Annotated in this window: 11 protein-coding genes; 5 read left to right on the top strand and 6 right to left on the bottom strand. The window is 70.4% G+C overall.

What is annotated here, in order from left to right:
• Window positions 1-3: 3 nt before the first annotated feature.
• Entirely contained in the window at window positions 4-3,156 is a 3,153-nt protein-coding gene (locus tag WME79_RS17560) for a hypothetical protein (protein WP_437537008.1), read from the bottom strand.
• Window positions 3,157-3,491: 335 nt separating this feature from the next.
• Between WME79_RS17560 and WME79_RS17565 the strand changes: the two genes are divergently transcribed.
• The 3 genes from WME79_RS17565 to WME79_RS17575 all read left to right on the top strand — a co-directional run bounded on the left by WME79_RS17565 (window position 3,492) and on the right by WME79_RS17575 (window position 6,339).
• Window positions 3,492-5,198, top strand: coding sequence for a DUF2330 domain-containing protein (locus WME79_RS17565; RefSeq protein ID WP_437537011.1), 1,707 nt, complete (start codon window positions 3,492-3,494; stop codon window positions 5,196-5,198).
• A gap of 11 nt (window positions 5,199-5,209) precedes the next feature.
• A complete protein-coding gene (locus WME79_RS17570) occupies window positions 5,210-5,698 on the top strand; it encodes a hypothetical protein (protein WP_437537014.1) in 489 nt (162 codons plus the stop codon).
• Between the two features lie 122 nt (window positions 5,699-5,820).
• On the top strand, window positions 5,821-6,339 hold the full coding sequence (locus WME79_RS17575) for an N-acetyltransferase family protein (RefSeq protein ID WP_437537017.1): 519 nt from the start codon (window positions 5,821-5,823) through the stop codon (window positions 6,337-6,339).
• An 18-nt stretch (window positions 6,340-6,357) separates the two neighbouring features.
• Here the strand turns inward: WME79_RS17575 and WME79_RS17580 are convergent, their stop codons facing one another.
• Window positions 6,358-6,753: a cupin domain-containing protein gene (locus WME79_RS17580; protein ID WP_437537020.1), complete on the bottom strand. Its 396-nt coding sequence runs from the start codon at window positions 6,751-6,753 to the stop codon at window positions 6,358-6,360.
• A gap of 444 nt (window positions 6,754-7,197) precedes the next feature.
• Between WME79_RS17580 and WME79_RS17585 the strand changes: the two genes are divergently transcribed.
• A complete protein-coding gene (locus tag WME79_RS17585; RefSeq protein WP_437537023.1) occupies window positions 7,198-9,108 on the top strand; it encodes an aldo/keto reductase in 1,911 nt (636 codons plus the stop codon).
• 469 nt (window positions 9,109-9,577) lie between these two features.
• On the opposite strand, the gene WME79_RS17590 is transcribed toward WME79_RS17585, so the two are convergent.
• Both WME79_RS17590 and WME79_RS17595 read right to left on the bottom strand, forming a co-directional pair.
• A complete protein-coding gene (locus WME79_RS17590; RefSeq protein ID WP_437537026.1) occupies window positions 9,578-10,162 on the bottom strand; it encodes a malonic semialdehyde reductase in 585 nt (194 codons plus the stop codon).
• A 58-nt stretch (window positions 10,163-10,220) separates the two neighbouring features.
• Window positions 10,221-10,424 carry a DoxX family protein gene (locus WME79_RS17595; protein WP_437537029.1) on the bottom strand — a complete coding sequence of 68 codons (204 nt, stop codon included), beginning with the start codon at window positions 10,422-10,424 and terminating at the stop codon, window positions 10,221-10,223.
• 77 nt (window positions 10,425-10,501) lie between these two features.
• Here WME79_RS17595 and WME79_RS17600 point away from each other — a divergent pair, with 77 nt between their 5' ends.
• Window positions 10,502-11,488 carry a LysR family transcriptional regulator gene (locus tag WME79_RS17600; protein WP_437537032.1) on the top strand — a complete coding sequence of 329 codons (987 nt, stop codon included), beginning with the start codon at window positions 10,502-10,504 and terminating at the stop codon, window positions 11,486-11,488.
• A 91-nt stretch (window positions 11,489-11,579) separates the two neighbouring features.
• Here WME79_RS17600 and WME79_RS17605 read toward each other — a convergent pair whose 3' ends face one another.
• Window positions 11,580-12,482, bottom strand: coding sequence for an SDR family NAD(P)-dependent oxidoreductase (locus WME79_RS17605; RefSeq protein WP_437537035.1), 903 nt, complete (start codon window positions 12,480-12,482; stop codon window positions 11,580-11,582).
• A 31-nt stretch (window positions 12,483-12,513) separates the two neighbouring features.
• On the bottom strand, window positions 12,514-13,503 hold the full coding sequence (locus WME79_RS17610; protein WP_437537038.1) for an AraC family transcriptional regulator ligand-binding domain-containing protein: 990 nt from the start codon (window positions 13,501-13,503) through the stop codon (window positions 12,514-12,516).
• Between the last annotated feature and the right edge of the window lie 639 nt (window positions 13,504-14,142).

Below are 14,142 nucleotides of genomic sequence, written 5' to 3' on the forward strand. Positions count from 1 at the left end.
CGCTCAAACTCCCAGCTTCGGGCGCTGAGCGAGGATGAAGTCGACGGCGGCGCGGACGCTGCTCACCTTGGCGTAGTCGGCGCTGAAGGTGCCCACGAACGATTTCGCCTCCGGCCAGGCGTCGAGCGTGGGCTCGATCTCCTCGGCCTTCCAGCGGGCGCCGAAGGGGGCCATGAGCAGGAGGCCGAGCTTGAGCCCGCGCAAGCTCTGGAGCAGGAGCGCCGCGTCGACGACCTTCTCGCCGCGCGACCTGGTGCGCAGGGTCTGCAAATCGGCGAGCTCTTCGTCGAGGAAGGCCGTGGCGGTGCGTTCGAGCAGCTCGTGCGCCGTGGTCTGTGGCAGCGCGCGCCACACCTCCTCGGGCAGCGACTCGGATTCCTTCAGCGTGAGATCGAGGTGGCCGAGGAGGCTCGGATCAAGCTCTTTCCCACGCTCGACGAGGCAGGCGAAGAGCCGGAGCACGGTCGAGTATTTGACCTCGGCGCCGCGCGCGCGAAGGTCGTCGAGGCGCGCGAGCTCGGCCTGGGCGAGCGCCAGAGTTGCACCTCTGTCCTGGGCCACCGCGTCGGCGATGAGCTTCCGTTGGCCTTTGGGCGAGTCGGGAAGGTCGAGGTCGCGGGGCCGGCGGGGATCGAGCCAGAGCGCGAGACGTTCGAGCGGCGAGAGGCCGGCGACGAGCTTCTTCAGTGCCTCCTTGGCTCGGTCGTCGTCTTCGGCGTCGATGCGTTCGCTGGCCCGCCAGAGGGGCAGCTCCACGTCCTCCTCGCCGAAGCGGAGGCGCACCAGCCGATCGCTCGGGAGCGGGGGGCCGAGGCCGATCAGCGCGCGGCGCAGGGCGAGGGGCCGGGGCACGGCGTAGGATTCGAAGTCGACAGGGGCGTCGACCTCGCGCTCGGCGGTGAGCTCGAGCAGGCGCCGCGCCATGGGGGAGAGCGCCTCGGGGCGGACCGTCTCGCCCTCGTTCGGCCGAGGCGGGAACAGGAGCGCCAGCCCGAGCGCCACGATCTTCGCGGAGGGGGCGTCCGGGCCCTCGAGCGGCGCGAGCAGGGAGCGCGCGGCCTCCTCGCGCGTGGCCTCGCTCGCGTTCCGGAGGATCGCGAAGGCGCGCTCACGGAGGTTTCCATCCCAGAAGGGCAGGGCGTCGGCGGCCTTGGACTTCAGGCCGAGCGCCTGGCAGAGGCGCAAGAGCCCTCCCTCGGGCAGTCGCTCGAGCGGGGTGCCGAGCGCGAGCGCGAGCGCGGCGACCGAGGCGAGGGGAGCCGAGCGTCCCTTCACGGCGCCCGCGAGCAGCTCGTGCGCCTCGGTGTCCTGCTCGCGCGCCAACCACGCGCCGAGGCAGAGCAGGGCGGCCATGCGCGTCGGCTCCTGCTTCTCGCTCCGCGCGAGCTCGAGCACGGCCGCCCGCGTCGTGTTCGACGGCGCGATGTGGGAGAGAGCGTAGAGGGCGTGGGCGCGGATGTTTGGCGCCGCGTCCCCGAGCCACGCGGCGAGCGTGGGCTCGTGGCTGGCGAGGGCCGCGCGCGCGGCGGCGCGCGCTGTGGGGCGCTCCTCGCGCGCTCCACGGTCCTCGGCCATGCGGATACCGAGCCGGAGCGCGTGGAGGTGCACCTTCGGATCCCACGCCGGGTCGCCCTTCACGAGGTGGGCGAGGAGCGCGGGAGCTTCGGGCGCGCCGGCGGGGTCGGTGGCGAGATCGTCGAGGACGCGGAGCGCGCGCTTCCTGTCGGGCGTTTTGCCGCCGAGCGCCTCGAGCAGGCGCGCGATGGGCGCCTCGGTGGGCAGAGCGACGCGGGCGAGCAGGTCGAGCGCCTCGTCCTTGCAGGGCAAGTCGCGCACGAGGCGGAGGGTGCCCTGCGTGTGCTCCGACTCGCAGGCCCGCGCCGCGCGGTGCCAGGCGATCAGCTCCTCGCGGGACTGCCACTGGGTGTGCGCGAGCCGGAGGGCGCGCGGGGCGCCGCCCGGGCCTGGCGGGAAGTCACCTGTCTCGAGCGCGGCGTCCCAGGTCGGGTGGAAGGCGTCGGCCATGCGGCAGGGCTCGTCGATGAGCTCGTGGAGCCCGAAGCCGGTGGGATCGAGGGGCGCGGGCTCCTGGTTCGGCGAGAAGTCGGGCGCGCCCCGCGCCATCCCCACGAACGAGACGGCGCCGCCCTCCTGGGCGCACCATTCCCACTCCACCTCACGGATCTCGCGGTAGCCACGCCGGGCGGCCTCGGCGAGGTAGCCGTCGCGCTCGTCGTCCGTGCACGGAGCGCCTCGGCGCGCGACCAGGAACGGCGGAAGGCGGAACCAGCGCGGGGGCCGCGCCGAGCGGAAGCCGTCCTGGAACGCCGCGTCGTCGACGTCGCCGAGGTCGGCCGCTGCCCAGCAGGTGAGCATGTCGTCGGGCGCGAAGCCCATGCGCGCTACGCCGCCGGGCACGACCACAAACTCGTGCCCCGTCTCGGTGTCGCGCAGGACGCCGAGACCGTCGCTGCCCACGTGCGGCGCGGCGAGCTCGAAGCTCGGTCCGGAAGCCTCCGCCGCGAGGCGCTTCAGGAGCTCGGCGAGCACGCGTTCCTTGCCGCTCTTCGACAGGCGCCGCCAGTCGCCGATGTTCGCGAGCGCGGCGACGAGATCGAGGTCGTCCACGGGGGCCGGCGCGGCGATGGCGTCTGGCTGGCCCTTCCTGGTCGGCTTCATCGCGGACTTCTCGGCCTTCCTGGGCGGCAGCGCGTCTCGCTTGGCGGCCTCGTACGCAGCGCGCGCGCTCGGGCTGACGCGCGCTTCGAGCAAGACCTGGTCGTCGTCGGTGAGGGCGCGGGGCGTCTGGAGCGACATCGCGAGCTTCCCGGGCGCCGCCGTCAGGCCCTTGCCGCTCGAGAAGCGCAGGTTGCCGACGAGATCGGTGATGTCGGTGATGGGAGCGACGTTCACCTCTGCCGTCCACATCTCCGCCTCTGCCTGGGGGAAGCGGAGCGCGGCCACGAGCCAGAGGCGCTCTCCGGGCTGCCGCACCGTGGCCAGGTAGAGCGTGCCTCCCTCGGTGAGGGGCTCGAGGGCGCGGTGTCGGCTCAGGTAGCGGTCGAGGGGAAGGACGCTTCCCGGCTCGCACGCCCCGTGTTGCTTCTCCAGACCGGCGAGCGCGGCGGCGCTGATGATCGCGAGTACGCTTGTCATGAATCGACGCTATCTCCGAAGGCGGCCCCGAACGGCGAGCGGATGCGCTCTCGAAAGCGGGCTCCGCGAGGGCAAGCTTGGCTCGTCCACGCAAGGCCGTTCCTCTCGAATCAGCTGCTGAATACAGCGTTCCTTTCCCAGGAGGAAGGCGGTGCCCACAAGGGACCTTCTTTCCCCTGAGGTGAGCGCGGCGATCCACCCTTCCTCGGTCGGTCGTCCCCCTGGATCGGTCGACCCCGGCGTCGTCGTACCCAGGAATCGCCTTTTCTTGCGCATGGCACTGTGTTTGCCTGGGGGGCGTTCGCCCGATCGGTCGGGCGAGGAGGATGTAGACCATGCGCAAGCTATGGGTGGCTACGGTGATGGCGGCGGCTGCGGCGCTGATGACTGCGCCACGACCCGCTGAGGCGTGCGGCGGATTCTTTTGCGGACGACAGCCGGTGGACCAGACCGCGGAGCGGATCTTGTTCGCGACGAACCAGGATGGGTCGGTCACGATGGTGACGCAGATCCAGTATGCGGGCGCGGCGCCGGACTTCGCCTGGGTGGTTCCGCTGGCCGAGGTGCCAGCGGTGGAGAGCCTCGCTGTGTTCCCGCAGCTTGCGCTCACCGCCCTCGATACAGCGACGGGCCCGCAGTTCCAGTGGCCCAACGACCCGAACTGCTACCCCGCCTTCCCCGAGTCCGCGGGGGGCGGGGTCACCGCGGACGGCACCGACGACGGCGACGTCACGGTGCACATCCGGGAAGAGGTCGGGCCGTACGACGTGGCCGTGGTCGAGTCGACCGATCCCGCGGCGCTCATCGACTGGCTTCGCACAAACAACTTCCGCGTCAACGACGCGATGGCGCCGTACATCGGCATCTATACGAGCGAGGGGATGAAGTTCCTCGCGCTGCGGCTCAAGCCGGACGCTGAGGTCACCGACATCCAGCCGTTCCGCTTCACGCTTCCGTCGGGGTCGCCGTCGATCCCGATCCGGCTGACGGCGATCGCGGCCGAGCCGGAGATGGGCATCACCGTGATGATCCTCGGCGACCGGCGCTATGGGCCGGCCAACTGGCCGGACGTCGAGATCGACGACAACCAGATCGTCTGGAACGCGAACCAGTGGCCGGTGCAGACGAACTGGACGGCGCTCGTCGCGCGCGGCGTCGACGAGGCCGGCGGTCGCGGCTTCGTGACGGAGATGAGCGGACCGACGGCCGGCATCGCCGAGCAGGTCGGCAACACGATGAGCTCGGACGCGGAGCAGGTGGCCGCGCGCGACGCGCTGCTGCCGCTCCTGGAGGGCAACACGACCATCACCCGGCTCTATACCCGCCTGTCGCCCGAGGAGATGACCGTCGATCCGATCTTCCGGCGCACCGACGGTCCCGTGGTGTCGAACACCCACCTGCTCCCGCGCTACGTCGATGACCGTGACCTGTGCGTGGGCGTTCCGGGCGCCGAGGCTGCCGGCGCCGCGTCGCCGTGCGACTTCGCTGCGTGCGGCGCAGGCGGCCTGTGCCGCGTCGTCGAGGGCGCAGACGGCGCCCAGCCCGTGGCCGCCTGCGCGTGCGTGCCCGGGACGACCGCGCGCACCACGTTCGATCCGTCGGGTCGGCCGACGGTGACCTGCCAGGACCTCCGCATGTCGTTCCTCAACCCGGGTGACCGGGCGCTCCCCGACGCGCCGCCGCTCGCGGATCCCTGTGCGACGTTCGATTGCGGCGCGAACGGCAAGTGCGTGCCCATGAACATGACGCCGACCTGCAGTTGCTCGACCGGTTATGTGGCGGTGGGCACGATCGCCGCCGACGGCAGCCGCGCGACGACCTGCGTGCTTCCCGACGAGCCCGTCCCCGCGTCCTTCTACGACCGGCGCGTCCCGCAGCTGCCCGATTCGCTGCCGGGTGGCCGACCTGTCGATGTGCCGCCGCCCTCCGTCGCGGCCGCCTCTGGAGGCTGCAACGCCGGCGGCCAGGCTGGCAGCGCCGTCGGCCTCAGCGGCGCGTTGCTCGGGCTGCTGGTGGCCGCGCGCCGCCGCCGGCGCTCGTAGGAGTCCACGCCGTGACCTGCTCGACCGCCGCCGCCGGTCTCGCCGTGCTCCTCGCGCTCGCTCCTGGCTGCGCCGGCGGGGACGAGCCGGGGGCGCAGGGCATCGCCGAGCTCGGCACCGGCGAGTGGCAGTTCGAGCCGCTGGCCGACGGCCAGGAGGTCGAGCTCGCCCACGGCGCGCAGGGCGGCTGGCACGTGTGGACCAGCCTTCGGACGCTCGGCCTGGAGCCCGAGGGCGTCGAGCTCGAGGTCACGACGACCGTGATCAGCGATCCGTCCTCGGCGACGACCAGCCGGGGGAGGATCGTGCTCACGGAGCTCGAGGACGGCCGGTGCGAGTTCATCGGATGGCCGGCCGTGCTCCGCGAGCCAGCTTGTGCCATTGGCCAGCCGCTCCGGATCAGGGGGGTGGTGACCGACGCGCGAGGCACGGTTGCGACCGCCGAGCGGCTGGTGCTCCCCCGATGGGACAGCGATGAGGCCTGTGCTGGGCGCCTGTAGGGCCTGAAATCCACGTCGCCCCCTGTCCGCCGGGCCGTCCGGTCAACCGCTCCGGGCCGCGAGGACGAGCTCTCCGCGTGACCTCGTCTGCGACCGGTCCCGTCGAGTGATAAGAGAACGTCATGGGGTTCGATGTGCCTTTGATCCGAGAAGCACGGCCAGAGGACGCGCCGCTGCTCGCGGCAGCCGAGCGCGCGATCGCGAGCGTTCCGGGGAAGCTCGCCTCGAGGCCCGACGAGATCGTCGACGACGAGCTTCGAAAGAAGATCGTCGACCTCGACGCTCGCCGCGGCGGCATCTATCTCGTCGCCGAACACGCGGGCACGGTCGTCGGGCATGCGTTCTTGGAACCGCTCTCGCTTGCCGCGACGTCGCACGTCGTCAGGCTGATGATCGCCGTTCACGAAGGCCATCAACGCCAAGGCGTTGGCAGAGCCCTCATGAACGCGCTCCTGCGCTGGGCGCGGTCAAACCCGCGCGTTGAAAAGGTCGAGCTTCAGGTGCGCTCGTCGAACGAGCCCGCGATCGCGCTGTATCGATCCCTCGGGTTCGTCGAAGAGGGGCGTAAGACGAGGCGGCTGAAGATCGGTCCGAACGAGTACCTCGACGACGTTTACATGGCTCTGTGGGTTGGTCCGTGAAGCGCGCGCCGCGTGGGATCAGCACGCGCGGTGCTGGGTACCCTCGCCGGGCGTGATGAAGATCATCACGCTCGGCGCGCGCACGATCTGCCGGTGCCAGACGCCGCGAGGCACGATGCACGTGCCCTGATCGCGCAGCTGGATCACGCGCTCGCCGCCCTCGTCTTCCAGCACGACGTCGACCGAGCCGGAGATCAGGATCAGGATCTCGTCGCCACGGGGGTGGACCTCGCGGTGATCGGGGCTCTCGTTCATGTGAAAGAGGCCCACCATGCGGCCGGCGTGCAGCTCCTCGCGCTCGCCGATTTTCGCCCAGAACTCGGCGTCCACAGGGATCAGCTTCGCGGCGCCGCCGTCGAGGAGCTGCACGTAGGTGTCGGCGAGATGAAAAGCGTTGCGGTCGTGTCGGGTCATGCGCGCACCATGGGCCCTCGCGCGCGCCGGTGATTGTAGATTTTTTCCCGAGCATCCCGGCGCGCACCAGGGAGCCTTGGCATTCAGCCGCCCTGGTTCCGCGCGTCAGCAATCCTGGCGGGACGATTCCGCGGGGGCGAACCGTCGCACTGCCATCCCTGAGGAGGAGCGATTCCACGAGATCATCGGCGCAGAGATCACGACCCTTCACCCCGCGCGCCTCGGTCCGCGCGTAAGCGCCGCTCACACGCGCCAGCGGAGACGTCTGCCATGCAGGCGCCGCGAGCTTACCGGCGAGCACGAGCGCCACGATATCGGCCATCGCGGCGCGCAGCGCGGGCCCGTCGAGGGCCGCTCGCTGCGCACGCCGCCGAGCTCTGCAACATCACAACATCAGCGCTGGCGCTTGCATCGAGCCGCGGACCTGGCTACGTCATCGTCTCCGTGACTCCCGCCCCCTCGCCCTACGGTGTCCTAGGCCCCCTCGACGTTCCCCTCGGCCTCGGCCTGCTCCGGCTGGCCACGGAGGGGCGCCCCTCCGAAGAGGACGCGACCGCCGTCATCCACGTTGCCCTCGATCAAGGCATACGCCTCCTCGACACCGCCGATTCTTACTGCCTCACCGACCGCGAGGCCCACTATGGAGAGCGCCTCGTCCGCAAGGCGCTCGACGCGTGGTCCGGCCCGCGCGACGACGTGCGCGTCATCACCAAGGCGGGCCTCACCCGACCCAAAGGGCGATGGGTCCCGAACGGCAGCCGGGACCACCTGCGCCGCACGGTCGAGGGCAGCCTGAAGGCGCTCGGCGTCTCGCGGATCTTCATGCTCCTCCTCCACGTGACCGACCCCAAGACCCCCCTCGAAGACAGCCTCGCCGCTCTCGCCGAGCTCCAGAAAGAGGGCCTCATCGAGCACCTCGGCCTCAGCAACACATCCATCGCAGAGGTCCACCAGGCCCTGCGGCACTTTCCGGTGCGGGCCATCCAGGAGGAGCTGAGCGTTCTCGATCGCGGCAGCGCAGCCCGAGGCCTCCTCGAGCTCGCCAGGCAAATGGGCATTCCGTTCCTCGCCCACCGGCCGATCGGCGGTCACGCCAAGGTCGATAGCCTCCTCAAGAACCGCGCGATCAAGCCCATCGCCGCGCGGCACACCATCACGTCCCAGGAGGCGGCCCTCGCGGCCCTGCTCGATCTCGGCCCCCCAGTCCTTCCTCTGTTCGGGGCGACCAAGCGGGAGAGCGTCGAGTCCTGCTTGCGCGCGCTCCGGGTCCCCTTTGGCGCGCGCGATCGAGCCGACCTCTCGAAGATCAGCTTTGCGCCCACGGCCGATGTGCTGGCCTCGGTCGCGCCCCCCGTGATCCCCGCCGGCCTGCGCAAGCTCGAGCCCGGAGAAGGCCCCGGCGATGCGCCCGAGGTGGTCGTGGTCATGGGAATTCAAGGGGCAGGCAAATCGTCGGAGGTCGCCCGCTACACGGCCAAAGGGTACGCGCGCCTGAACCGCGATGAGCTCGGCGGCACGCTCGACGGCGTGGTCAAGAAGCTCGGAGAGCTGCTCTCCTCGGGGCAAACGCGGGTGGTCCTCGACAATACGTACGGCACGCGCGCGTCGCGCTATGCGGTGCTCCGGATGGCGCACGCGCACCGCGTGCCGGTCCGGTGCCGGTACCTGGCCACGCCCATCAACGAGGCCTACGCGAACGTCGTCCTCCGCGTCCTCGAGCGCTACGGCAAGCTGCTCGGGCCGGAGGACATGAAAGCGCTCGGCAAAGAGGATCCCAACCTGCCGCCGCCGCAGGCGCTCTCGCGGTGGGCTGCGAATTTTGAGGCGCCGCACGTGGATGAGGGCTTCTCGGTGGTCGAGGAGATCCCGTTTGCCCGGCGCGTTGATCCGCTCTTCACGGGCAAGGGCCTGCTCCTGGACGTAGACGGTACGCTGCGAACGACAAAGAGCGGCGAAATCTACCCGCGCGACCCCGACGACGTCGAGCTCCTGCCCGGTCGGCGCGCGGCCCTGGAGCGCTGGGTCAACGACGGATACACGCTCTTCTTCGTGTCAAACCAGAGCGGCATCTCGAAGGGATCGGTGACCGAAGAGGCTGTCCTGGCCGCGTTCTCGCGGACGATCGAGCTCCTCGGCCTGCCCGTGGCCGAGGTCGTGTACTGCCCGCACCCGGCGTTTCCGGTCGGCTGCTTCTGTCGCAAGCCGCTGCCGGGGCTCGGGATATCGCTGATCCAGCGCCATAAGCTCGCGCGCGAGCACCTGGTTATGGTCGGCGATATGGAAAGCGACCGGGAGTTCGCGCAAGCGCTCGGGGCGAAGTACATGACGGCCAAGGAGCTCTTCCCAGGCGAGTGAGCGCCGGCGATGAAGCGCGTGGGCCCCCGCGTGGACGCGCTACTGCTTCCGACGACGGCTCGTTATCGACCGGTGTTTCTGACGGTGTGCCGGACCTTCTTCGACTCCGAGCCCACTACAGCGCTGGATAAGGAGCGGCGAAGGGGCTCCTGCATGTTGGCACGGATGCCGCCGGCTTGCGGGGCCATGTTGGCTTCCAGCGGCGCCTCCGTTCGATGTGCGGCACGCTGCTCGGGCCGGGGGCGGCGGACGCGACGCCGGGCGGGGCGCCGGCGGGCGGCGAGAAGCCTTGAGTGAGGGGCGCTGTTGCCCCTCACGCAACCCTGGCTGGTGCCGTGTCTCCTCCCATCGCGCCACCCGGTCGGCCCACTCCGCTCTCATCGCCACGGAAGCTACATCCTGCAAATGGAGGCGAGACAGACGCCGCGCGACAGCGGCATCGCGTAGACCTCCGGTGGGGGCCGGTCGACTACGCGATACGGCAGGCCTCTTCGAAATCGAGGCGGGGGTTGCGCGGGTAGAGCTTCGCCGGATCGCCGTGGCCCAGGTTGATGAGGAGGATCGATTTCCACGGCACGCCGGCGAAGAACGCGGCGTCGACTTTCTCGCGGTCGAAGCCGCCCATCGGCCCGCAGTCGAGCCCGAGCGCGCGGGCCGCGAGGATCAGGTAGCCGGCCTGGAGCGAGGCGTTCTGGAGGAGAAAGAAGTCGCGCTGCTCCGGCGGCATCCCGGCCAGGGCCTCGCCCATCGTCGGGCGCGCCGGGAAGAGCTTCGGCATCTTCTCGTGAAAGCGCGTGTCGTAGGCGATGATCGCGGTGACGGGCGCGCTCATGGTCTTCTCGACGTTGCCCTCCGCGAGGCAGGGGCGCAGGCGCTCCTTGGCCTCAGGGCTCTTTACGAAGACGACCCGCGCCGGCACGCTGTTGGCCGCGGTCGGACCGAGGCGCAGGGCCTCGTAGAGGCGGTGCAGGGTCGCGTCGTCGATGGGCTCGGCGAGCCATCCGTTGTGGGTGCGGGCTTCGAGGAGGACTTGCTGGAGGAGTTGGTCGCTCATGATGCTTGCTCGGTGGTACGTGGGTGAGGTGGGGCGAGTCGTTCCGTGAGATCCCGCCTCAGGTCGCGAGCGCGTGCTCGCCGACGCGGGCCACCTTCCATACGCCGAGGATGGCGGCGAAATAGGCCGGGTAGCCGAGGTGCGCCATGCCCTCGAGGACCTGGGGGGAGCCAGAGAGATCGGCGAGCCCGCCTGCGGCGAAGGCGAAGCCGAGGAGGCTCGTCGCGATCCAGTAGCCGATGGTGCGTGCCTTGTCGTTCATGAGCGGGCATTCTGAGGCCTGGACACGCCTGTAACAATGCATCAACAGTTGGAAGCACCTGACAGGATTTGATCCAAATGGACGAACCCCTCGAGACCTCCGAGCTCCTCGCCTTCTCGAAGACCGTGGAGGCCCGATCCCTGTCCCGCGCCGCCGCCGAGCTCGGCGTCCCTCGCGCCACCATCAGCCGCCGCCTCGCGCGGCTGGAGGAGCGGCTCGGCGTGCGCTTGCTCCGCCGGACGACGCGCAGCCTCGCCCTCACCGACGCGGGCGAGGCGCTCTACCGCCACGCCCGCATCGTGCTCGACGCCGTCCACCACGCCGAGGCGAGCGTGCGCAAGGCCGACGGCGCCATGCGCGGCGAGCTGCGCGTCTCGGTGCCGCCGATGACGGACACGAGCTTCAACGCGATGATCTGCGATTTTGCGCGGCGCTACCCCGAGGTCCGCCTCCACGTCCACAGCACGACCCAGTACGTCGACCTCCAGCGCGGCGGCTACGACGTCGCGCTCCGCGCGAGCAGCGCGCTCGAGCCCGGCCTCGTCGCCCGGACGCTGGCGCGCATGCCGCTCCTCGCGGTCGCCTCGCCCGCGTACCTCGAGGCCCGCGGCACGCCGCGCACGCGCCGTGATCTGCGGAGCCACCGCTGCATGATGGGCTTCGCCCGGGGGGAGCTGCCGCAGACGCACTGGCCGTCCTCCGGCGGTAAGTTCCAGGTCGAGGGTGCGCTCTTCACGAACGACCTCCTCCTGCTCTGCGACGCCGCGCTCCAGGGCCTCGGCATCGCGCTCTTGCCGCAGCAGCTCGTGCGCCCTCACCTCGAGAGCGGCGCCCTCCTGCACGTGCTGCCAGGCGCGATCCAGGCGGACTCGCACATCGCGGTGGTCTACGCGGAGCGGGAGTTCATGCCGCCGCAGCTCCGCGCCTTCATCGATGCGGTGATGGCGTGGGGAGGGGAGAATCTCCTCCCGCGGGCGGACGCGCCGAAGCCGAAGCGGGCGGCGAAGAGCGGCCTGCGCCCGCGCTCGAGATCGCCCGGCGGCGCCCGGCGCGCCTCCGGATAGCCTCGCCCGACGATGCCCGAGCTCGATCCGGTGACGAGCGCGCGCTTGTCTTTCAGATGAAGTTCCATGGTGTCCTCGCTTTGCGCTCTCGTCAGTTGTGGTGCAGCTTCAGCATCGCTCGCCCCACGTCGGTGTCGGCGAAGTCGGCTATGCCGTCGGCGTCGGTGCTCGCGCTGAGGGCCCGGTGGGCATCATCGCTGGCACCGAGCTCTTGCAGCGTCAGCTTGGCGAGCACGTACGCGTCGCTCCCCAGCAGCAGGCGCCGCGGCTGCCTGTCCATCGACGCAAGCTCGAGCAGCGCCTTCGCGGCCTTCTCGGGTACGCCGCGCGCCGCGCCGGGGTTGCCCCGGAGCCGCTTGTTGGTCGCGCCCACGGTGCCTTCGTAGTCGAGCTGCGATGGGTAGATCGTCATCGAACTGCCAGCCCAGTCGGTGCCAAAGCCGCCCGGCTCGACGATGGTGACCTGGATGCCGAGCGGCGCGACCTCGTTGAGGACAACCTCGCTGAAGCCCGCGACGGCGAACTTCGCCGCCTGGTACGCGCTCAGACCCGGCGTGCCGCCACGCCGTCCGCCGATGGAGCTGATCTGCAGGATGCGCCCGCTGCGCTGCTCGCGCATCACGGGCAGCACCGCGCGCGTGACATGTACGACGCCGTAGAAATTGGTGTCGATCTGCGCGCGGAAATCGTCGAGCGGGATATCTTCAGCCGAGTCGACGTTCGCGTAGCCCGCATTGTTGACGAGCACGTCGATGCGACCGAAGACGTCGACCGCTTCCTTGACCGCGCTCACGGCCTGCGCGGGCTGCGTGACGTCGAGCGCCACTGTCTTCACGCGATTGCCATGCTGTTTCACGAGGTCATCGAGATCGGCGGGCCTGCGCGCCGAGGCGACGACGCGGTGCCCGGCGGCGAGCACGGCGAGGGCGAGGGCGCGGCCGAGCCCCCGCGAGCTTCCGGTGATGAACCATACTTGCGAGTTGTTCTCCGTCATGCACGAAGCATCGTGCGCAAGGCGCCAGCGTTCAAATCCGATCGCGCCACAAATGAATCGAATCGCGCCAGCGGCTCGGGGTCGTCCCCTCCCAGGCTCGGAACGCCCGCGTGAAGGAGTTGACCTCATCGAAGCCGAGCAGGAAGGCGATCTCGTTGACGTCGACGTCGTCGGTGCGCAGGAGGCGCAGCGCGGCGTGGTGCCGGACCTCGTCGAGCACGCGCTGATAGCTGACCCCCAGCTCGCCCAGGCGCCGCTGTAGCGTGCGCGTGCTGAGCGACAGCTCGCGCGCCACCTTCGCGATGCTCGGCCGCTCGCCCGCCATGCGGCGAGCGACCACCGCGCGGACCTGCTCGACGAACGAACCATGCTCGAGAGGCGCGAGCTTCTGGTCGAGGGTGGGGACGAGCACCTGCAACAGGTCGGCGTTGTGCGTGATGAACGGCGTTGTCAGGAGGCGCTCCTCGAGGACGAGCGCGTCGCGCTTCGCGCGGAACCGCAGCGGACAGCCGAAGAAACGCAGCAGCATCGGCTCGTCGCTGCGCGCGCGAGAGAGCTCGACGCGCTTCGGCGCGAGCGGGAGCCCGCTGCCTCGCTGCAAGAGCACGAGGAGCGAGGCGAGCGATGCGTCGACCAGACGCGGGGGCATGGGGCCTGGCGTGTGCAGGTAGGTTGTGTGGATCGTCACCTCTTTCCCCGTCGTGTCGATGGCCATGTCCTTCGGCCCGCAAAGCCGCTTGTAGCGGGCGAGCTTGGTTAAGGCGGTGCCCAGGTCGGGAGAGTGCAGCGCCGCGAGCGACGAGATGTCGTACTCGTGCACCTGCGTCTCCATCGCCAGACGAAGCCCGACGTCGTGCGGCGACGACGCGCCGAGCGCTTCCCAGAAGGTGAAAAACTGCGCGGTGCTCAGCTCGCCGCTGGACGGCGCCCGCGCGGCGGCGGTGGCATGGGGCACGTTCGCGCCGACGCGCGCGAGCCGAGCGCGCACCGCTGACGAGAGGCGGACGACGTCACCGTTCATCGCGAAGAACCTACCGAGATCGAGTCGTCACGACCAGTCCGATCGCGCCAATCCGAGGGCGACGGCGCGACTCAAGGTGTCAGCAAGTCCGCCGTCAGGGATCGCGCGTCAGTATCGCGGGCGAAGCGGCGGCGGTGGACGCCCCGTTGGGCCACACCGGAGCCGCCCTCGGCGGCGAAACAGGCGAAAACTACGAAAATCGCTACTGCTTCCGGCGACCGCTCGTCATCGACCGGTGTTTCTGGCGGGACGATTCCGCGGGGGCGAACCGTCGCGATCCGTCGCTTGCCCCGGGAGTTGAGGGGGCCTGTAGCCGGGCCGCTCTCCATCGGCAGCAGTGGTTTCAACGTGGGCCCAAGCAGCGAGCAGCGCCCGGAGAGCTCGCGCCGACCGACGTGTCGCCGCGGGCGGCGGTGCTCGCCTCTCTCGCCAGCACCCTGCGCCGCGCCGTGGCCCTCGGAGATGAGGTGGCGGCCCGGGCCATTCACGAGGCGATCGGCCGGCTGCTCAGCCCGCCGCCAGCACCGGGGAGATGAGCAAGTTCGCGCCGATCGTCGAGCGGTATGTGCCCGGCAACCTCCCGATGGGGCGGCCGCGTCGTGTCACCCCGGCGCGACGCCTCCGGCTGCGCGTGCGCTG

Source organism: Sorangium sp. So ce726 (genome assembly GCF_051521405.1).
Lineage (GTDB): Bacteria > Myxococcota_A > Polyangia > Polyangiales > Polyangiaceae > Sorangium.